19 protein-coding genes are annotated in these 18,463 nt (G+C 56.0%); 12 read left to right on the top strand and 7 right to left on the bottom strand.

Translation table 11 applies throughout. The features are described from left to right. Positions 1–62 precede the first annotated feature (62 nt). From mtlD to trmL, 7 genes are all read left to right on the top strand, one after another. Positions 63–1,211, top strand: a complete 1,149-nt coding sequence (gene mtlD / locus JKP81_RS07375) for a mannitol-1-phosphate 5-dehydrogenase (protein WP_200551212.1) — start codon at positions 63–65, stop codon at positions 1,209–1,211. Continuing rightward, complete coding sequence (gene mtlR / locus JKP81_RS07370; protein WP_044489524.1) at positions 1,211–1,798, top strand: mannitol operon repressor MtlR; 588 nt, start codon at positions 1,211–1,213, stop codon at positions 1,796–1,798. The genes mtlD and mtlR overlap by 1 nt, the downstream gene beginning before the upstream one ends. A gap of 55 nt (positions 1,799–1,853) precedes the next feature. Continuing rightward, entirely contained in the window at positions 1,854–2,216 is a 363-nt protein-coding gene (locus JKP81_RS07365; protein WP_200551211.1) for a YibL family ribosome-associated protein, read from the top strand. Positions 2,217–2,478: 262 nt separating this feature from the next. Beyond that, positions 2,479–4,134, top strand: a complete 1,656-nt coding sequence (gene lldP / locus JKP81_RS07360) for an L-lactate permease (RefSeq protein ID WP_200551210.1) — start codon at positions 2,479–2,481, stop codon at positions 4,132–4,134. Beyond that, positions 4,131–4,907, top strand: a complete 777-nt coding sequence (gene lldR, locus JKP81_RS07355) for a transcriptional regulator LldR (RefSeq protein WP_200551209.1) — start codon at positions 4,131–4,133, stop codon at positions 4,905–4,907. The genes lldP and lldR overlap by 4 nt, the downstream gene beginning before the upstream one ends. After that, positions 4,904–6,091 carry an FMN-dependent L-lactate dehydrogenase LldD gene (gene lldD / locus JKP81_RS07350; protein ID WP_065369647.1) on the top strand — a complete coding sequence of 396 codons (1,188 nt, stop codon included), beginning with the start codon at positions 4,904–4,906 and terminating at the stop codon, positions 6,089–6,091. The genes lldR and lldD overlap by 4 nt, the downstream gene beginning before the upstream one ends. Before the next feature lie 36 nt (positions 6,092–6,127). Next, positions 6,128–6,601: a tRNA (uridine(34)/cytosine(34)/5-carboxymethylaminomethyluridine(34)-2'-O)-methyltransferase TrmL gene (gene trmL, locus JKP81_RS07345; RefSeq protein WP_017458196.1), complete on the top strand. Its 474-nt coding sequence runs from the start codon at positions 6,128–6,130 to the stop codon at positions 6,599–6,601. A 243-nt stretch (positions 6,602–6,844) separates the two neighbouring features. On the opposite strand, the gene cysE is transcribed toward trmL, so the two are convergent. From cysE to JKP81_RS07320, 5 genes are all read right to left on the bottom strand, one after another. Continuing rightward, complete coding sequence (gene cysE / locus JKP81_RS07340; RefSeq protein WP_017458195.1) at positions 6,845–7,666, bottom strand: serine O-acetyltransferase; 822 nt, start codon at positions 7,664–7,666, stop codon at positions 6,845–6,847. Between the two features lie 84 nt (positions 7,667–7,750). Continuing rightward, positions 7,751–8,761: an NAD(P)H-dependent glycerol-3-phosphate dehydrogenase gene (gene gpsA, locus JKP81_RS07335; RefSeq protein ID WP_017458194.1), complete on the bottom strand. Its 1,011-nt coding sequence runs from the start codon at positions 8,759–8,761 to the stop codon at positions 7,751–7,753. After that, entirely contained in the window at positions 8,761–9,228 is a 468-nt protein-coding gene (gene secB, locus JKP81_RS07330; protein ID WP_017458193.1) for a protein-export chaperone SecB, read from the bottom strand. Before secB ends, gpsA begins: the two co-directional genes overlap by 1 nt. 39 nt (positions 9,229–9,267) lie before the next feature. After that, positions 9,268–9,519 (bottom strand): glutaredoxin 3, encoded by a 252-nt coding sequence (grxC, locus tag JKP81_RS07325; protein WP_200551208.1) that lies wholly within the window; start codon positions 9,517–9,519, stop codon positions 9,268–9,270. 31 nt (positions 9,520–9,550) lie between these two features. Then, positions 9,551–9,982, bottom strand: a complete 432-nt coding sequence (locus tag JKP81_RS07320) for a rhodanese-like domain-containing protein (RefSeq protein WP_017458191.1) — start codon at positions 9,980–9,982, stop codon at positions 9,551–9,553. A gap of 245 nt (positions 9,983–10,227) precedes the next feature. Between JKP81_RS07320 and gpmM the strand changes: the two genes are divergently transcribed. From gpmM to JKP81_RS07305, 3 genes are read left to right on the top strand one after another with little or no spacing between them, the layout of a single operon-like run. After that, entirely contained in the window at positions 10,228–11,775 is a 1,548-nt protein-coding gene (gene gpmM, locus JKP81_RS07315; RefSeq protein ID WP_200551207.1) for a 2,3-bisphosphoglycerate-independent phosphoglycerate mutase, read from the top strand. A 9-nt stretch (positions 11,776–11,784) separates the two neighbouring features. Continuing rightward, on the top strand, positions 11,785–13,050 hold the full coding sequence (gene envC, locus JKP81_RS07310; RefSeq protein ID WP_200551206.1) for a murein hydrolase activator EnvC: 1,266 nt from the start codon (positions 11,785–11,787) through the stop codon (positions 13,048–13,050). Positions 13,051–13,053: 3 nt separating this feature from the next. Continuing rightward, positions 13,054–13,995 (top strand): divergent polysaccharide deacetylase family protein, encoded by a 942-nt coding sequence (locus tag JKP81_RS07305; RefSeq protein ID WP_200551205.1) that lies wholly within the window; start codon positions 13,054–13,056, stop codon positions 13,993–13,995. A gap of 36 nt (positions 13,996–14,031) precedes the next feature. On the opposite strand, the gene tdh is transcribed toward JKP81_RS07305, so the two are convergent. Together tdh and kbl are read right to left on the bottom strand one after the other, a co-directional pair. Then, positions 14,032–15,057 carry an L-threonine 3-dehydrogenase gene (tdh, locus tag JKP81_RS07300; RefSeq protein ID WP_200551204.1) on the bottom strand — a complete coding sequence of 342 codons (1,026 nt, stop codon included), beginning with the start codon at positions 15,055–15,057 and terminating at the stop codon, positions 14,032–14,034. Positions 15,058–15,066: 9 nt separating this feature from the next. Then, positions 15,067–16,263, bottom strand: coding sequence for a glycine C-acetyltransferase (gene kbl / locus JKP81_RS07295; protein WP_045507523.1), 1,197 nt, complete (start codon positions 16,261–16,263; stop codon positions 15,067–15,069). A gap of 216 nt (positions 16,264–16,479) precedes the next feature. Here kbl and rfaD point away from each other — a divergent pair, with 216 nt between their 5' ends. Both rfaD and rfaF read left to right on the top strand, forming a co-directional pair. Then, on the top strand, positions 16,480–17,412 hold the full coding sequence (rfaD, locus tag JKP81_RS07290; protein WP_200551203.1) for an ADP-glyceromanno-heptose 6-epimerase: 933 nt from the start codon (positions 16,480–16,482) through the stop codon (positions 17,410–17,412). 2 nt (positions 17,413–17,414) lie between these two features. Next, positions 17,415–18,461, top strand: coding sequence for an ADP-heptose--LPS heptosyltransferase RfaF (rfaF, locus tag JKP81_RS07285; RefSeq protein WP_200551202.1), 1,047 nt, complete (start codon positions 17,415–17,417; stop codon positions 18,459–18,461). Positions 18,462–18,463 lie beyond the last annotated feature (2 nt).

The following is an 18,463-nucleotide window of genomic DNA, read 5'->3' as shown; positions in this document are numbered from 1 at the left end:
GAAATATTTGCGGTTCCTCACCCCAGCCCTCTCGGGTAAAAACATTGATAAAGGTTAAGACTATGAAAGCATTACATTTTGGCGCAGGTAATATCGGACGTGGCTTTATCGGCAAGTTGCTCGCCGACGCGGGGATTGAACTGACGTTCGCCGATGTGAACCAGGTGGTGCTCGACGCCCTTAATGCCCGTCATAGCTATCAGGTGCATGTGGTTGGTGAAAAAGAGCAGGTCGATACCGTCTCCGGCGTTAACGCCGTGAGCAGCATTGGCGACGAGGTTGTCGACCTGATTGCGCACGTTGATCTGGTGACCACGGCGGTCGGCCCGGTGGTGCTGGAACGTATCGCTCCGGCTATCGCTAAAGGTCTGGCAAAACGTAAAGCGCAGGGCGTTAACACACCGCTGAACATTATCGCTTGTGAAAACATGGTGCGCGGCACCACGCAGTTGAAAGGCCATGTTATTGCCGCGTTAGCGGACGCCGACAAAGCCTGGGTTGAAGAACACGTTGGCTTCGTGGATTCCGCCGTTGACCGTATTGTTCCGCCGTCTGCATCCGCCACTAACGATCCGCTGGAAGTGACGGTGGAAACCTTCAGCGAGTGGATTGTCGACAAAACCCAGTTCAAAGGCACGCTGCCGAACATTCCGGGTATGGAATTAACTGATAACCTGATGGCATTTGTTGAACGTAAGCTCTTCACGCTGAATACCGGGCATGCTATAACCGCGTACCTTGGAAAACAGACCGGCCATCAAACCATTCGCGACGGAATTCTGGATGCCAATATCCGTGCGGTTGTGAAAGGCGCAATGGAAGAGAGCGGCGCGGTGCTGATCAAACGTTATGGCTTCGATGCCGACAAGCATGCTGCGTATATTCAGAAAATCCTGGGCCGTTTTGAAAACCCCTATCTGAAAGACGATGTTGAGCGCGTAGGTCGTCAACCGCTGCGTAAGCTGAGCGCGGGCGATCGCCTGATCAAACCGCTGCTCGGCACGCTGGAGTACAACCTGCCGCACGCCAACCTGGTAAAAGGCATTGCCGCTGCTATGCATTACCGCAGCGAGCAGGATCCGCAGGCGCAGGAGCTGGCTCAGCTTATCGAAGAGAAAGGCCCGCAAGCCGCGCTGGCGCAGGTTTCCGGCCTGGATGCTAACAGCCCGGTCGTTAACGAAGCCGTCAGCGCCTATAACGCCAGGGCATGATGCCGACGATGGCGCGGGAGATCCCGCGCCAGTTAACGAAATTGTCAGATATGCAGGCAATAATGGAAAAAACGCAGGCTTTCGAAAACCGTGTTCTCGAGCGTCTGAATGCTGGCAAAACCGTGCGAAGCTTTTTGATCGCCGCCGTTGAGTTGCTCAACGAAGCTATCAATATTCTGGTGTTGCAGGTATTTCGCAAAGATGACTACGCGGTGAAATACGCTGTAGAGCCGCTGCTTGACGGAGATGGACCGCTGGGCAATTTGTCGGTGCGTTTAAAGCTGATTTACGGTCTGGGTGTCATTTCCCGCCCGGAATACGAAGACGCCGAGCTGTTGATGGCGCTGCGTGAAGAGCTCAACCACGATGGCACAGAGTACGCGTTTACCGATGATGAGATCCTCGGGCCGTTTGGCGAGCTGCACTGTGTTGCCGCACTGCCGCCAACGCCGGTGTTTGATACCAGTGACGCAAGGCTTTTGGCCATGCAAAAACAGCGCTACCAGCAAGTGGTGCGTTCAACCATGGTGCTCTCTCTGACCGAGCTTATTTCCCGTATCAGCTTAAAAAAAGCATTCCAGAAATAACCTGCGCCATAAATACTGTATCCTTATCGTTTTACTCCCCAACGAATTGAGCCCCATGAAAGAAGTCGAAAAAAACGAAATCAAGCGTCTGAGCGACCGCCTCGACGCGATTCGCCACCAGCAGGCGGATCTCTCCTTAGTTGATGCAGCAGAAAAATACGCGGAGCTGGAAAAAGAGAAAATCACGCTGGAAAGCGAAATCGCCCGTCTGCGTGAGCAGTACTCGCAAAAGCTGAGCAAAGAAGCGCAGAAGTTGACGAAAATGCCGTTTCGCCGCGCCATCACCAAAAAAGAGCAGGCCGATCTCGGTAAGCTGAAAAAAAGCGTCCGTGGTCTGGTGGTTGTCCACCCGATGACCGCGCTGGGCCGAGAAATGGGTCTTGATGCAATGACCGGCTTCGCCAACAGCGAGTTCTGATCCTTCTTTAACAGCCCTGGCCATACGTTAACGCCAGGGTTGTTTAATTGGCCCTACCAATTCCTGCTGTTCCTCTCCCTGGTTCACAAATCCATCAAATCCCGTCACAGATATATTGCCTGCCAGCAACATCTGGATAACCATTCGTTATCACAACCCCTACACAACCCAACTGGCAGGACCACTTTTACAAAAAATGTGACGCAGAGCTAAGCGCAGACTTGCCGCTCACCGGTTTTGTTGTGGTTCTCAGGAGACCTGCATGAATCTCTGGCAACAGAATTACGACCCGGCTGGCAACCTTTGGCTTTCCAGCTTAATTGCATCGCTACCGATCCTGTTTTTCTTTTTTGCGCTGATAAAGCTCAAACTGAAAGGCTATGTGGCTGCCAGTTGGACTGTCGTCATTGCCCTTGGCGTGGCGCTGCTGTTTTACCGTATGCCGCTCGATCATGCGCTGGCCTCGGTGGTTTATGGTTTCTTCTACGGATTGTGGCCGATTGCGTGGATCATTATCGCCGCCGTTTTTGTCTACAAAATCTCGGTCAAAACCGGGCAGTTCGACATTATCCGCTCTTCGATTTTGTCGATAACGCCAGACCAGCGCCTGCAAATGCTGATTGTCGGCTTCTCTTTCGGCGCGTTTCTGGAAGGAGCCGCCGGATTTGGCGCGCCGGTCGCCATTACCGCCGCGTTGCTGGTGGGCTTAGGGTTTAACCCGCTCTATGCCGCAGGCCTGTGTCTGATCGTCAACACCGCGCCGGTCGCCTTTGGCGCAATGGGTATTCCGATTCTGGTTGCCGGACAGGTCACCGGGCTGGATAGCTTTGAAATCGGCCAGATGGTTGGCCGCCAGTTACCGTTCCTGACCATTATCGTGCTGTTCTGGATCATGGCGATTATGGACGGCTGGCGCGGCATAAAAGAGACCTGGCCAGCGGTGATTGTCGCGGGCGGCTCGTTTGCTATCGCCCAATATCTGAGCTCCAACTTTATCGGCCCGGAACTGCCGGACATCATCTCGTCGCTGGTTTCGCTGGTCTGCCTGACGCTGTTCCTCAAGCGCTGGCGTCCGGTGCGCATCTTCCGCTTCGGCGATATGGGCGCATCGCAGGTGGATCTCGATTTAAAACGTACGCAATACAGCGGCGGGCAGATCCTGCGCGCCTGGTCGCCATTTCTGTTTTTGACCGCCACCGTGACGCTGTGGAGCGTGCCGCCATTTAAGGCGCTGTTTGCCCCTGGCGGTGCGCTGTATGACTGGGTATTCACCATTTCTGTACCGCACCTCGACAAGCTGGTCGCGCGGATGCCGCCGGTGGTGAGCGCCGCAACGCCTTATGCTGCGGTGTATAAATTTGACTGGTTCTCCGCCACCGGCACCGCCATTCTGTTTGCCGCCATTTTGTCGATTATCTGGCTGCGCATGAAGCCGAAGGATGCCGTCACGACGTTTACCAGCACGCTGCGTGATCTGGCGCTACCGATTTACTCGATTGGTATGGTGCTGGCGTTCGCCTTTATCTCTAACTATTCCGGGCTGTCATCAACACTGGCACTGGCGCTGGCGCACACCGGCAGCGCCTTCCCCTTCTTCTCGCCGTTTCTCGGCTGGCTGGGTGTTTTCCTGACCGGTTCAGATACCTCATCCAATGCGCTGTTCGCCGCGCTGCAAGCCACGGCGGCGCAGCAAATTGGCGTGTCGGATGTGCTGATGGTGGCGGCGAATACCACCGGCGGCGTTACCGGCAAGATGATTTCGCCGCAGTCAATCGCCATTGCCTGTGCGGCGGTGGGTCTGGTGGGGAAAGAGTCCGACCTGTTCCGTTTTACTGTTAAACACAGCCTGATTTTCACCTGCATGGTGGGGGTGATTACCACACTTCAGGCCTATGTACTGACCTGGATGATCCCATGAAAGTGTTACCCAGACGCCTGACAGACGAGGTTGCCGATCGTGTGCGGGCGCTGATTGCCGAGCAACAACTGGAAGCGGGCATGAAATTGCCCGCAGAGCGCCAGCTCGCCGTACAGCTTGGCGTGTCGCGCAACTCGTTGCGTGAAGCGTTATCAAAACTGGTCAGCGAAGGCCTGCTGCTCAGCCGTCGCGGCGGCGGTACGTTTGTGCGCTGGCAGCATGATGACTGGTCGGAGCAAAACATCGTCCAGCCGCTGAAAACGCTGCTGCATGATGATCCGGATTACAGTTTCGATATTCTCGAAGCGCGCCACGCCATTGAAGCCAGCACCGCCTGGCACGCGGCGATGCGCGCCACCGAGGCCGATAAAGAGAAAATTGTGCTGTGCTTTGAAGCCACCCAATCCGACGACCCGGATCTCGCTTCGCAGGCCGATGTGCGTTTCCATCTCGCCATCGCTGAGGCCTCGCATAACGTGGTGTTATTGCAAACCATGCGCGGGTTCTTCGACCTGCTGCAATCCTCGGTTAAACAGAGCCGCCAGCGTATGTACCTCGTTCCCCCCGTTTTTTCACAGCTGACCGAACAGCACCAGGCGGTGATGAACGCCATTCTTGCCGGCGACGCCGATGGCGCGCGCCAGGCGATGATGGCGCACCTCAGTTTCGTGCATACCACTATTCGCAAATTCGATGAAGATCAGGCCCGTCAGGCACGCATCACCCGCCTGCCCGACGAGCAGCACACTCACTCCAGGGAGAAAAAAGCATGATTATTTCCGCAGCCAGCGACTATCGCGCGGCGGCTAAACGCATTTTGCCGCCGTTCTTGTTTCACTATATCGATGGCGGCGCGTATGCCGAATACACCCTGCGCCGTAACGTTGAAGACCTGTCTCAGGTGGCGCTGCGCCAGCGGGTGCTGAAAGACATGTCTGAACTGAGCCTCGAAACCACATTGTTTAATGAAAAGTTATCGATGCCGGTGGCGCTTGCTCCGGTTGGCTTGTGCGGCATGTACGCCCGGCGCGGTGAAGTGCAGGCGGCGGGCGCGGCAGATGCGAAAGGCATTCCTTTTACGCTCTCGACAGTTTCCGTCTGCCCGATTGAAGAGGTTGCGCCGACGATTAAACGCCCGATGTGGTTCCAGTTATATGTGCTGCGCGATCGCGGCTTTATGCGTAACGCGCTGGAGCGGGCGAAAGCCGCCGGCTGCTCAACGCTGGTATTCACCGTGGATATGCCTACCCCAGGCGCGCGTTATCGCGATGCTCATTCCGGCATGAGCGGCCCGAATGCGGCGCTGCGCCGTTATCTGCAATCGGTGCTGCATCCGCAGTGGGCGTGGGATGTCGGCGTTAATGGCCGCCCGCACGATCTGGGGAATATCTCCGCCTATCTCGGCAAGCCGACCGGGCTGGAGGATTACATTGGCTGGCTGGCGAAGAATTTTGATCCGTCGATTTCGTGGAAAGACCTGGAGTGGATCCGTGAATTCTGGGATGGCCCGATGGTGATCAAAGGGATCCTCGACCCGGAAGATGCCCGCGACGCGGTGCGCTTTGGCGCAGACGGTATTGTGGTTTCCAACCACGGCGGCCGCCAGCTTGATGGCGTGCTCTCTTCCGCCCGCGCGCTTCCGGCGATTGCCGATGCAGTGAAAGGCGATATCACGATCCTGGCCGACAGCGGCATCCGTAACGGGCTGGATGTGGTGCGCATGCTGGCGCTTGGCGCAGATTCTGTCCTGTTGGGCCGCGCTTATCTGTATGCGCTGGCGACGCATGGCCGCCAGGGTGTGGCGAATTTGCTCGATCTGATTGAGAAAGAGATGCGCGTGGCGATGACGCTGACCAGCGCGAAATCGATTCGCGACATCAGCAAAGATTCGCTGGTACAGGGGCTGAACCAGTTACCTGCCGCGCTGGCACCGTTGTCGCATGGCGACGCCGCCTAGAGAGTGCTATCCTGCCCCCGCTATTAAGGGGGCAGTATGTTAAACATCGTTTTATTCGAACCTGAAATCCCACCAAATACCGGGAATATCATCCGCTTATGCGCCAATACCGGTTTTCGTCTGCATATTATTGAACCGATGGGCTTCACCTGGGACGACAAGCGCCTGCGTCGCGCAGGGCTGGATTACCATGAGTTCGCCGCGGTAAAGCGCCATCATGATTACGCCGCCTTTGTCGACGCCGAGCAGCCGCAACGCTTATTTGCCCTCACCACCAAAGGCACGCCAGCGCACAGCGCGGTGAGCTACCAGGATGGTGATTATTTGATGTTTGGCCCGGAAACGCGCGGTCTGCCAGCGGCTATCCTTGACGTGCTGCCGCCGGAGCAGAAAATCCGCATTCCGATGATGCCGGACAGCCGCAGCATGAACCTGTCAAATGCAGTGTCAGTGGTGGTGTATGAAGCCTGGCGCCAGCTTGGTTACCCGGGCGCGGTGCTGCGTAGCTGAAGGGGAATGGGCGGATGACAGCGACACGTTAATCCGCCCTGCGGATAACGATGTCCGTCATGACTGACGCATCTATTTTTCTGCGCTAACTGGCGAAGGCAGTAAAACACGAGCGGCGCGGTAAACCGGCGCGAACACAAAATCTACAAGGACTTTCGCTTCGCGCCTCCAGCAGGTGCTCAACATGCTGTCGCGTCTTGCTCGCAGCCCTGACTCAGACTGGCGAGCAAAATAACCAGGCAATTAAATCCCGTCGCCGTACTCGAACCCGTGGTTTATCCCGTTGAAATGCTGATCCATATCCATTGACGGTTTATCGCTTTCCGGCTTACCGACAATGCGCGCCGGAACGCCTGCAGCCGTGGTATGTGGCGGCACCGGTTGCAATACCACCGAACCCGCGCCAATTTTCGCCCCACGGCCCACTTCGATGTTGCCGAGAATTTTGGCACCCGCGCCAATCATCACCCCTTCGCGGATTTTCGGATGGCGATCGCCGCTGGTTTTGCCGGTCCCGCCGAGCGTGACCGATTGCAGGATCGACACGTCATCTTCAATGACTGCCGTTTCGCCCACCACGATGCCGGTTGCGTGGTCGAGCATAATACCGCGACCAATGCGTGCCGCCGGGTGAATATCGACCTGGAAACTGACCGACACCTGATTTTGCAGGAAAATCGCCAGCGCCTCGCGCCCCTGCGTCCAGAGCCAGTGCCCAATGCGGTATGCCTGTAGCGCGTGGAAACCTTTCAGATAGAGCAGTGGCGTAGAGTATTTATCCACCGCCGGGTCGCGCGTGCGCACGGCCTGGATATCACAGGCGGCAGAGGCGATCATTTCCGGGTCGGCGGCGTAGGCCTCTTCGACGACTTCACGAATGGCGATCGCGGGCATAATCGGCGAGGCCAGTTTGTTCGCCAGCATATAGCTCAGCGCGCTGCCCAGGTTTTCATGCTTGAGTAATGTCGCGTGGTAAAAACTGGCCAGCATTGGTTCGCACTCCGCCAGTGCCCGGGCTTCGGCTTTGATATTTTTCCAGACCAGATCCAGTTCTTCACACGGCATTGCTTACTCCAGACGTGATAAGACGACAGGCTGGTCTACGCCAGCCTTATCGTGAGTTCAAAATGAGTCCCTGCGACTAAGGGGTTAGTGCTCTTCCTTGCGGGCACGACCTAATAGGGTCAATGCTGCCTCGCGCGCATTTTTTCCGCAATACAATACCTGATAAATTTCCTCGGTTATTGGCATTTCGACGCCAAACCGATGCGCCAGCGCGCGCACTTCTTTGGTATTGCGGTAACCTTCGACCACCTGGCCAATCTTGTCCTGGGCGCTTTGCACGTCCATGCCCTGACCAAGCATCATGCCAAAACGGCGGTTGCGCGACTGGTTGTCGGTACAGGTCAGCACCAAATCGCCTAAACCCGCCATGCCCATAAAGGTGGCAGGGTCGGCACCGAGCGCGGCACCGAGACGCGACATTTCAGTCAAACCACGGGTGATCAGCGCCGTACGCGCATTGGCACCAAAGCCAATACCGTCGGACATGCCCGCGCCAATCGCAATGACGTTTTTCACCGCGCCGCCCAGTTGCACGCCGATGAAATCCGGGTTGCTGTAGACGCGGAAACTTTTGCCGCAGTGAAGGAGCTGCTGTAAATCCTCGGCGAACTGAGGATCAGCAGAAGCGAGGGAAATTGCCGTTGGCAGACCTGCCGCCAGCTCTTTGGCAAAGGTCGGGCCGGAAATTACCGCCAGCGGAATATCCGGGCCTAACACCTCGCGCGCCACCTCTTCGAGCAGACGCCCGGTTTCGGCTTCCAGCCCTTTTGTCGCCCAGACGATACGCGCGTCATCGCGCATAAGCGGCTTGATTTGCGCCAGCACATCGCCAAAGACGTGGCTTGGCACCACTACCAGAATATTACGGCTGGCGGAAAGCGCGCGGGCAAGATCGCTCTCTAATTGCAGCGTGTCGGGGAAAGGCACATCGGGGAGGAACGCGGCGTTGCAACGGTCGTGTTGCAAGGTCGCGATATGTTTTGGGTCATGGCCCCACAGCACAACCGGGTGGCCATTTCTTGCCAGCGTGATGGCAAGAGCGGTGCCGTAAGAGCCGGCACCGATCACAGTCATTGCAGCATTAAGTGCGTTCATCAGGCATCCTGATGTTGTTCGGCACCTTCGCCAGTCTGCTGTTGCAGGTAGTTCATGAACAACGCATCAAAGTTCACTGGCGCAAGGTTCAGTTGCGGGAAAGTACCGCGGGAAACCAGGCTGGTGATGCACTCGCGGGCATACGGGAACAGAATGTTCGGGCAGTATGCACCCAGGCAGTGCGCCATCTGCGTTCCTTCGATACCGTCGATAGAGAAGATACCGCCCTGCTGTACTTCGCACAGGAAACCAGTTTCTTCGCCCAGGGAAGCGGTCACGGTAACGCGCAGAACCACTTCATAAACACCTTCCGCCAGCTGAGTGGAGGCAGTGTCGAGATCCAGTTTCACTTCCGGCTGCCACTCTTTCTGGAAGATGTGTGGCGCATTCGGCGCTTCGAAAGAGATATCTTTCGTGTAGATACGCTGAATCTGGAAAGTCATTTCGGTGTTGTTTTGTTCAGACATGAGTGAATAACCCTTTAGTGTTGTAGTGCTCTAAAAGCATTAACGCAACAGCGGACCCAGCCCGCCACGCGCGTCCAGCGCATATAAATCGTCGCAGCCGCCAATGTGCTGCGCATCAATAAAAATCTGCGGAACCGTCGTACGGCCACTACGTTGAATCATCTCTTCACGTTTTACCATGTCGCCGTCGATCGGCAGCTCAGCAAACGCGACACCTTTGCTGTTCAGCAGCGCTTTTGCGCGGTGGCAAAACGGGCAAGTCGCTTTCGTGTAGATCTCAATATTGGCCATATCTCTTCTCCGATGTTTACCCGTGGGTAAATTATTTACCGCGAACTAACGGCAGGTTTTCGCCCATCCAGCCAGAGATACCGTCTTTCAGTACAAAGACCTTCTCGAAACCGGCTTTCACCAGCTCGTTCGCCGGCGTCTGGGCCTGCATGCCGGTACCATCAACAACGATAATCGGCGCGCTTTTGTGTTTTTCAAGCTCACCTACATTATTGGCTTTGATCTCGTTTGGCAGCAAATTCACCGCGCCTGCGATGTGACCTTTACGGAAATCATCACGCTGGCGTAAGTCCACTACCACGGCATCTTCTTTATTAATGAGGCGCGTAGCTTCGCCGCGAGAAATCACTTTCACTTTAGACGCAATGCCCTTGAAAGTGGTAAACAGCACAGCACCGAACAACGCAATCCAGGCGATACACAGGATTGGGTTGCGGCCAATAAATTGCATAATTTCTTGCATCTGGGGTTACAACTCCGGACTTAGTGATTAAAAACCAGCAAGGAGTATACCTGCGCAGTGGGGCAAATACAGCCAGCGAGCGCGACGGAATGCATTTTCTGCGGAGTGTTACAGAAAAAATAAAGACTCGCGGCGCAAACAAGGGGCTGGTCAGCCGCTTTCTTTGATCTTCTGCGGCTATTTTATCGATTCAGCTGTAGTAAAATTACGCAAATTTTTTGTCTTCTGAGCATGAGGTTGTCGCAATGTCGGTTTCTAAAAAACCTATGGTACTGGTGATTCTGGATGGCTACGGCTACCGTGAAGACCAGCAGGATAACGCTATTTTCAACGCCAAAACCCCGGTAATGGACAAACTGTGGGCAACCCGCCCGCATACGCTGATTGACGCGTCAGGCCTCGAAGTCGGCCTGCCGGATCGCCAGATGGGCAACTCCGAAGTCGGCCACGTTAACCTGGGCGCAGGGCGTATTGTTTACCAGGATCTCACTCGCCTGGATAAAGAGATCAAAGAGCGTACGTTCTTTAGCAACCCGGTGCTGGCCGGTGCGGTAGACAAAGCGGTTGCCGCTGGCAAAGCCGTGCACATTATGGGTCTGCTCTCCGCAGGCGGCGTGCACAGCCATGAAGACCACATTCTGGCGATGGTGGAACTGGCTGCGGAACGCGGCGCGGAAAAAATCTATCTGCACGCTTTCCTCGACGGTCGCGACACGCCGCCGCGTAGCGCAGAATCCTCGCTGAAAAAATTCGAAGACAAGTTCGCCGCGCTGGGTAAAGGCCGTGTTGCGAGCATTATTGGTCGTTACTATGCGATGGATCGTGACAACCGCTGGGATCGCGTGGAACAAGCTTACAACCTGATGACCGAGGCCAAAGGCGAGTTCACCTTTGATAGCGCCGTTGCGGGTCTGCAAGCGGCTTACGCTCGCGACGAAAATGACGAGTTTGTAAAAGCGACGGTCATCCGCGCCGCAGGCCAGCCCGATGCGGCAATGGAAGATGGCGATGCGCTGATTTTCATGAACTTCCGCGCCGACCGCGCACGCGAAATCACCCGCGCGTTCGTCAACGCAGACTTCGACGGTTTCGCGCGTAAGAAAGTCGTTAAGCTTGGCGATTTCGTCATGCTGACCGAATATGCCGCCGATATCAAAACCGCCGTCGCCTATCCACCGGCTTCTCTGGCGAATACGCTCGGTGAGTGGATGGCGAAGCACAACAAAACTCAATTGCGTATTTCCGAAACGGAAAAATATGCCCACGTCACCTTCTTCTTTAACGGCGGCGTAGAAGAGCCGTTCCCGGGCGAAGACCGCATTCTGATCAACTCGCCAAAAGTGGCGACTTACGACCTGCAACCGGAAATGAGCTCCGCAGAGCTAACCGAGAAACTGGTAGTCGCGATCACCAGCGGGAAGTACGACACCATTATTTGTAACTACCCGAACGGCGATATGGTCGGTCATACCGGCGTGTTTGAAGCGGCTGTCGCCGCTGTTGAAGCGCTGGATCACTGCGTTGCCGAAGTGAGCAAAGCGGTGGAATCCGTCGGCGGCCAGATGCTGATCACCGCCGACCACGGTAACGCAGAGCAGATGCGCGACCCGTCAACCGGTCAGGCGCACACGGCGCATACCAACCTGCCGGTGCCGCTGATCTACGTTGGCGATAAAGCGCTAAAAGCCGTTTCCGGTGGCAAACTTTCCGACATCGCGCCGACTATGCTGACGCTGATGGGCATGGAAATCCCGCAAGAGATGACTGGTAAGCCGCTGTTCATCGTGGAATAATCGCTCCCCATGAGGGGAAAGGCGATTTTTTCAATTACATGGGTCGGGATCCGGCCCTTTCTTTGCGCCAGCGCACTCAGCGCTGGCGCATTGCTGTGCGCCGTTTCCGCCCATGCGGATGACCGCGATCAGCTCAAATCGATTCAGGCCGATATCGCTGAAAAAGAGCGCGCGGTACGCCAGCAACAACAGCAACGCGCGGGCCTTCTTGCCCAGTTAAAGGCACAAGAAGAAGCCATCTCCGCCGCCACTCGCCAGCTACGGGAAACGCAAAATACCCTCGCTCAGCTCAATAAGCAGATTGCCGAAATGAACGCCTCGATTGCCAAACTGGAACGTCAGCGCACCACGCAGGAACACAACCTTGCGGCGCAGCTTGATGCGGCGTTCCGCCAGGGGCCACACACCGGGATCCAGCTGATTCTGAGCGGTGAAGAGAGCCAGCGCGGCCAGCGTTTGCAGGCCTATTTTGGTTATCTCAACCAGGCGCGACAGGAAACCATCGCTCAGTTGAAACAGACGCGTGAAGAAGTCGCCACGCAAAAATCCGAGCTGGAAGAGAAGCAGAGCCAGCAACAAACGCTGCTGTATGAGCAAAAAGCGCAGCAGGCCAAACTTGAACAAGCACGCAGCGAGCGGCAGAAAACCCTTTCTGGTCTGGAATCCTCCATTCAGGAAGGGCAACAACAGCTAAGCGAAATGCGCGCCAACGAATCTCGCTTGCGCGATCGCCTCGCCCGCGCGGAAGCGGCAGCTAAAGCCCGTGCCGAACGTGAAGCCCGCGAAGCGCAAGCCGTGCGTGACCGCCAGAATGAAGCCAGCCGCAAAGGCACCACGTATAAACCCACCGAGAGCGAACGCTCGCTGATGTCCCGCACCGGCGGTTTAGGTTCGCCGTCAGGTCAGGCCGTCTGGCCGGTTCGCGGCCCGTTGCTGCATCGTTATGGCGAACAACTGCAGGGTGAGCTACGTTGGAAAGGGATTGTTATCGGCGCGTCGGAAGGCAGCGAAGTGAAAGCTATCGCCGACGGGCGCGTGATCCTCGCCGACTGGCTGCAAGGCTATGGCCTGGTGGTGGTGGTTGAACACGGCAAGAGCGACATGAGTCTTTACGGCTACAACCAGAGCGCGCTGGTAAGCGTAGGCACTCAGGTTCGCGCCGGTCAGCCGATAGCCCTCGTAGGGAGCAGTGGCGGTCAGGGCCGGCCTTCACTCTATTTCGAAATTCGCCGTCAGGGTCAGGCGGTCAATCCACAGCCGTGGTTGGGAAGATAAGGTTTGCTTCAATTTCGTCGTATTGTTTTGACGCTCGCCACTGCGCTGGCGTTTTCCGCTCCGGTATTCGCCGGGAAACTGGCCATCGTGATCGACGATTTCGGCTACCGTCCACAAACTGAAAATCAGGTGCTGGCCATGCCGCAGGCGGTTTCCGTCGCAGTGCTGCCCAATGCAACGCATGCGCGCGAAATGGCGACCAAAGCGCACAACAGTGGCCATGAAGTGTTGATCCATCTTCCAATGGCACCTTTGAGTAAACAGCCGCTGGAAAAAGACACGCTGCGCCCGGAAATGAGTAGCGCAGAGATTGAGCGCATCATCAGCGATGCCGTCAACAAAGTGCCGTATGCCGTCGGGCTGAATAACCATATGGGCAGCGCCATGACATCAAGTCTGTTTGGCATGCAGAAAGTGATGCAGGCGCTGGAGCGCTACAACCTTTATTTCCTCGATAGCATGACTATCGGCAATAGTCAGGCACTGCGCGCCGCTTCCGGCACCGGAGTGAAAGTCATTAAGCGCAAGGTGTTCCTCGACGATACGCAAAACGAAGGCGATATCCGCCGTCAGTTTGACCGCGCCGTACAGTTAGCGCGTCGCAATGGTTCCGCCATTGCAATTGGTCACCCGCATCCCACTACCGTTCGCGTGTTACAGCAAGTGCTCCCCAGCCTGCCGGCCGATATTACGCTGGTGCGCCCGAGCGATCTGCTCAATGAACCGCAGACAGATACCTCAACGCCCAACGCCACACCGCCAGGCGGTACCGTTCAGCCACCGCGTAATCCGTTTCGCGGCGCAAAACTGTGTAAAGCGAAGCACAAACCTGAACCGGTTTATGCCAGCCGCTTCTTTGGTGTAATCAGTGAAAGTGTTGGGGAAAGTACGCTGGTGCGTTATATGCAGAATCAGTGGCAAGGGTGGAAAACAACCCACCCTTAAGCATTAAAAAGGCGCCCACAGGCGCCTTTTTCGTCATTAATCCCAGCTCAGAATCACTTTGCCGGACTGTCCCGAGCGCATCGCGTCGAAGCCCTGCTGGAACTCATCTATGCTGAAACGGTGGGTAATGATCGGGGAAAGATCCAGACCAGACTGGATTAACGCCGCCATCTTATACCAGGTTTCAAACATCTCACGGCCGTAAATCCCTTTGATAAACAGCCCTTTGAAGATGACTTTAGTCCAGTCGATAGACATATCGGACGGCGGAATCCCCAGCATCGCAATACGACCACCGTGGTTCATGGTGTCGAGCATCGTGCGAAATGCCGGCGGCGCGCCGGACATTTCCAGGCCCACGTCGAACCCTTCGGTCATGCCCAGTTCTGCCATCACATCCGCCAGATTCTCTTTGGCGACGTTAACCGCGCGGGTAACACCCATTTTGCGCGCCAGATCGAGGCGGTACTCATTCACATCGGTGATAACCACATGGCGTGCACCAACGTGTTTTGCCACCGCCGCGGCCATAATACCAATCGGGCCTGCGCCGGAGACCAGCACATCTTCTCCGACTAAATCAAAGGAGAGCGCTGTGTGCACCGCGTTACCAAACGGATCGAAAATCGACGCTAAATCATCAGAAATATTGTCGGGGATTTTGAAAGCATTGAACGCCGGGATCACCAGGTATTCGGCAAAACAGCCCGGACGGTTGACACCCACACCCGTGGTGTTACGGCACAGATGCGTACGCCCGGCGCGGCAGTTACGGCAGTGGCCGCAGGTAATATGGCCTTCCCCGGAAACGCGATCGCCAATTTTAAAACCTTTCACTTCCTGGCCGATGCCCACTACTTCGCCGACATATTCATGCCCGACCACCATCGGCACAGGAATGGTTTTTTGTGACCAGTCGTCCCAGTTGTAGATATGCACGTCAGTGCCGCAAATCGCGGTTTTGCGAATTTTAATCAGCAGATCGTTATGACCAACATCCGGCTCCGGTACGTCGGTCATCCAGATGCCTTCTTCCGCTTTCAGTTTGGATAACGCTTTCATTTCACGCCCTCAGGCAATCACACCCAGTTGTTTACCAATGCGGGTAAAGGCAGCAACCGCACGCTCAATTTGTTCAGGCGTATGCGCCGCAGACATCTGTGTGCGAATGCGCGCCTGACCTTTCGGCACCACCGGGAAGAAGAAACCGGTGACGTAAATCCCCTCTTTTTGCAGTTCGCGGGCAAAGTTTTGCGCCACCACCGCATCGCCGAGCATCACCGGGATAATCGCGTGATCTGCACCTGCCAGTGTGAAACCTGCGGCGGTCATTCTTTCGCGGAACAAGCGGGCATTGGCCCACAGGCGATCGCGCAGCTCAGCGCCGGACTCAAGCATTTCCAGCACTTTAATGGACGCTGCAACAATGGCTGGCGCCAGTGAGTTGGAGAAAAGATACGGGCGGGAACGCTGACGCAGCCACTCCACCACCTCTTTACGCGCAGCGGTATAACCGCCGGACGCGCCGCCAAGCGCTTTGCCCAGCGTGCCGGTGATGATGTCCACGCGCCCCATCACGTCGCAATATTCATGCGTACCGCGACCATTGGCGCCCACAAAACCGACCGCGTGAGAGTCATCAACCATCACCAGCGCGTCATATTTATCCGCCAGATCGCACACGCCTTGCAGGTTAGCGATCACGCCATCCATCGAAAACACGCCGTCAGTCGCAATCAGTACATGACGCGCACCCGCTTCACGCGCCTCTTTCAGGCGGGCTTCCAGCTCCTGCATGTCGTTATTGGCGTAGCGATAGCGCTTCGCCTTACACAGACGCACACCGTCGATGATAGAAGCATGGTTCAGCGCGTCGGAAATAATGGCGTCTTCCGCGCCGAGCAGCGTTTCAAACAGGCCGCCGTTCGCATCGAAGCAAGAGGAGTAAAGAATGGAATCTTCCATGCCGAGGAAATCGGCCAGCTTCTTCTCCAGCGCTTTGTGGCTGTCCTGCGTGCCGCAGATAAAGCGCACTGAGGCCATACCGAAGCCGTGGCTGTCCATGCCGGCTTTCGCGGCAGCAATCAAATCGGGGTGGTTGGCGAGGCCAAGATAGTTATTGGCACAGAAATTAATGACATGGTCACCATTGGCCACGGTGATATCAGCCTGCTGGGCCGACGTGATAATACGTTCTTCTTTAAACAACCCTTCCGCACGCGCGGTTTCCAGGTCGTTCGTTAACTGTTTATAAAAATCCCCACGCATAGCAATTCTCCAGACTGGGCAAATTTCGGCACATATTACCGAAAGGTATACGGTGATACGAGATGACACAGCATCCATTCTTCATTTTGTAGCATAAATCACGCATAGCCATATCGTTCACTGGGTGAATGGCTGAAGGGTCGTCAATGTGATGATATGATAAGAGACATTAGTGTCTGAGATCGTCTCAACGCTCCAATTTTCAAAGGTACAGTTATGATCATCGTGACCGGCGGCGCGGGTTTTATCGGCAGCAACATCGTTAAGGCCCTGAATGATAAAGGTATCACCGATATTCTGGTGGTGGACAACCTGAAAGACGGCACCAAATTCGTCAATCTGGTCGACCTGCACATTGCCGACTACATGGATAAAGAAGATTTCCTGATCCAGATTATGTCTGGCGAAGAGTTCGGTGATATTGAAGCCGTATTCCACGAAGGTGCGTGTTCATCCACCACAGAGTGGGATGGCAAGTACATGATGGATAACAACTATCAGTACTCCAAAGAGCTGCTGCACTACTGCCTGGAGCGCGAAATCCCGTTCCTGTACGCCTCTTCTGCCGCGACATACGGCGGCCGCACTTCGGACTTTATTGAATCCCGCGAATACGAAAAGCCGCTTAACGTTTACGGCTACTCAAAAATGCTGTTCGACGAGTATGTGCGCAGCATCCTGCCGGAAGCGAACTCACCGATCGTCGGCTTCCGCTACTTTAACGTTTATGGCCCGCGCGAAGGGCACAAAGGCAGCATGGCGAGCGTGGCTTTCCACCTCAATACCCAGTTGAACAACGGCGAAAGCCCGAAACTGTTCGAAGGCAGCGATAACTTCAAACGCGATTTCGTCTATGTTGGCGACGTGGCGGCGGTAAACCTGTGGTTCTGGGAAAATGGAGTTTCCGGTATCTACAACCTGGGCACCGGTCGCGCGGAATCTTTCCAGGCCGTTGCCGATGCGACGCTGGCTTTCCACAAAAAAGGCAGCATCGAATACATTCCGTTCCCGGACAAACTGAAAGGCCGCTACCAGGCGTTTACCCAGGCGGATCTGACCAACCTGCGCGCGGCGGGTTACGATAAACCGTTTAAAACCGTCGCCGAAGGCGTAACCGAGTATATGGCCTGGCTGAACCGCGACGCGTAAGTATGAAAATTTTGGTCATTGGCCCGTCCTGGGTCGGCGACATGATGATGTCGCAGAGTCTTTACCGCACGCTTAAAGCGCGCTTTCCCCAGGCGATAATCGATGTGATGGCACCCGCGTGGTGCCGTCCACTTTTATCACGCATGCCGGAAGTCAACGAAGCGATCCCGATGCCGCTCGGCCACGGCGCGCTGGAAATTGGCGCACGCCGTAAGCTGGGCCGCAGCCTGCGCGAGCGCCGTTATGACCGCGCCTACGTGCTGCCCAACTCGTTTAAATCCGCGCTGGTACCGTTCTTTGCCAACGTGCCGCACCGTACCGGCTGGCGCGGTGAAATGCGTTACGGTCTGCTCAATGACGCTCGCGTACTGGATAAACAAGCCTGGCCGTTAATGGTGGAGCGCTATGTGGCGCTGGCCTATGACAAAGGCGTGATGCGCTCGGCGCAGGATCTACCGCAGCCGCTGCTGTGGCCGCAGTTGCAGGTTAACGACAGCGAGAAATTACAAGTTTGCGCGGCATTTGCTATTTCTGCAGAACGCCCGATGATTGGTTTTTGCCCAGGCGCAGAGTTCGGCCCGGCCAAACGCTGGCCGCACTACCATTACGCAGAGCTGGCAAAGCAACTGATTGACGAAGGCTACCAGGTGCTGCTGTTTGGTTCGGCGAAAGATCACGAAGCGGGCAACGAGATTCTGGCTTCGCTGAGCACAGAGCAGCAAGCCTGGTGCCGTAATCTGGCCGGTGAAACGCAGCTGGAGCAAGCCGTTGTGCTGATTGCCGCCTGTAAAGCGGTTGTTACCAATGATTCCGGTTTGATGCATGTCGCCGCCGCGCTTAATCGCCCGCTGGTGGCGCTTTACGGGCCAAGCAGCCCGGATTTCACCCCGCCGCTGTCGCACAAAGCCCGCGTGATCCGCCTGATTTCCGGCTACCACAAAGTGCGCAAAGGCGACGCCGCTGAAGGCTATCACCAGAGCCTGATCGACATTACCCCACAGCGCGTACTGGAAGAGTTGAACGCGCTGTTGCTGGACGCGGAAGGATAACC

The sequence above is a fragment of the Kosakonia sp. LAM2021 genome (genome assembly GCF_016620385.1).
Taxonomy (GTDB): domain Bacteria; phylum Pseudomonadota; class Gammaproteobacteria; order Enterobacterales; family Enterobacteriaceae; genus Kosakonia; species Kosakonia sacchari.
This window is presented reverse-complemented; position numbering and strand designations above follow the sequence as displayed.

What these genes read in the sequence shown, in the direction of transcription:
- mtlD (WP_200551212.1), top strand. Translation starts at nt 63, where the DNA reads ATGAAAGCATTACATTTTGGCGCAGGTAATATCGGACGTGGCTTTATC.
- trmL (WP_017458196.1), top strand. Translation starts at nt 6,128, where the DNA reads ATGTTAAACATCGTTTTATTCGAACCTGAAATCCCACCAAATACCGGG.
- JKP81_RS07365 (WP_200551211.1), top strand. Translation starts at nt 1,854, where the DNA reads ATGAAAGAAGTCGAAAAAAACGAAATCAAGCGTCTGAGCGACCGCCTC.
- lldD (WP_065369647.1), top strand. Translation starts at nt 4,904, where the DNA reads ATGATTATTTCCGCAGCCAGCGACTATCGCGCGGCGGCTAAACGCATT.
- mtlR (WP_044489524.1), top strand. Translation starts at nt 1,211, where the DNA reads ATGCCGACGATGGCGCGGGAGATCCCGCGCCAGTTAACGAAATTGTCA.
- cysE (WP_017458195.1), bottom strand. Translation starts at nt 7,666, where the DNA reads ATGCCGTGTGAAGAACTGGATCTGGTCTGGAAAAATATCAAAGCCGAA.
- rfaD (WP_200551203.1), top strand. Translation starts at nt 16,480, where the DNA reads ATGATCATCGTGACCGGCGGCGCGGGTTTTATCGGCAGCAACATCGTT.
- grxC (WP_200551208.1), bottom strand. Translation starts at nt 9,519, where the DNA reads ATGGCCAATATTGAGATCTACACGAAAGCGACTTGCCCGTTTTGCCAC.
- JKP81_RS07320 (WP_017458191.1), bottom strand. Translation starts at nt 9,982, where the DNA reads ATGCAAGAAATTATGCAATTTATTGGCCGCAACCCAATCCTGTGTATC.
- lldR (WP_200551209.1), top strand. Translation starts at nt 4,131, where the DNA reads ATGAAAGTGTTACCCAGACGCCTGACAGACGAGGTTGCCGATCGTGTG.
- secB (WP_017458193.1), bottom strand. Translation starts at nt 9,228, where the DNA reads ATGTCTGAACAAAACAACACCGAAATGACTTTCCAGATTCAGCGTATC.
- kbl (WP_045507523.1), bottom strand. Translation starts at nt 16,263, where the DNA reads ATGCGTGGGGATTTTTATAAACAGTTAACGAACGACCTGGAAACCGCG.
- gpsA (WP_017458194.1), bottom strand. Translation starts at nt 8,761, where the DNA reads ATGAACGCACTTAATGCTGCAATGACTGTGATCGGTGCCGGCTCTTAC.
- rfaF (WP_200551202.1), top strand. Translation starts at nt 17,415, where the DNA reads ATGAAAATTTTGGTCATTGGCCCGTCCTGGGTCGGCGACATGATGATG.
- lldP (WP_200551210.1), top strand. Translation starts at nt 2,479, where the DNA reads ATGAATCTCTGGCAACAGAATTACGACCCGGCTGGCAACCTTTGGCTT.
- tdh (WP_200551204.1), bottom strand. Translation starts at nt 15,057, where the DNA reads ATGAAAGCGTTATCCAAACTGAAAGCGGAAGAAGGCATCTGGATGACC.
- gpmM (WP_200551207.1), top strand. Translation starts at nt 10,228, where the DNA reads ATGTCGGTTTCTAAAAAACCTATGGTACTGGTGATTCTGGATGGCTAC.
- envC (WP_200551206.1), top strand. Translation starts at nt 11,785, where the DNA reads ATGAGGGGAAAGGCGATTTTTTCAATTACATGGGTCGGGATCCGGCCC.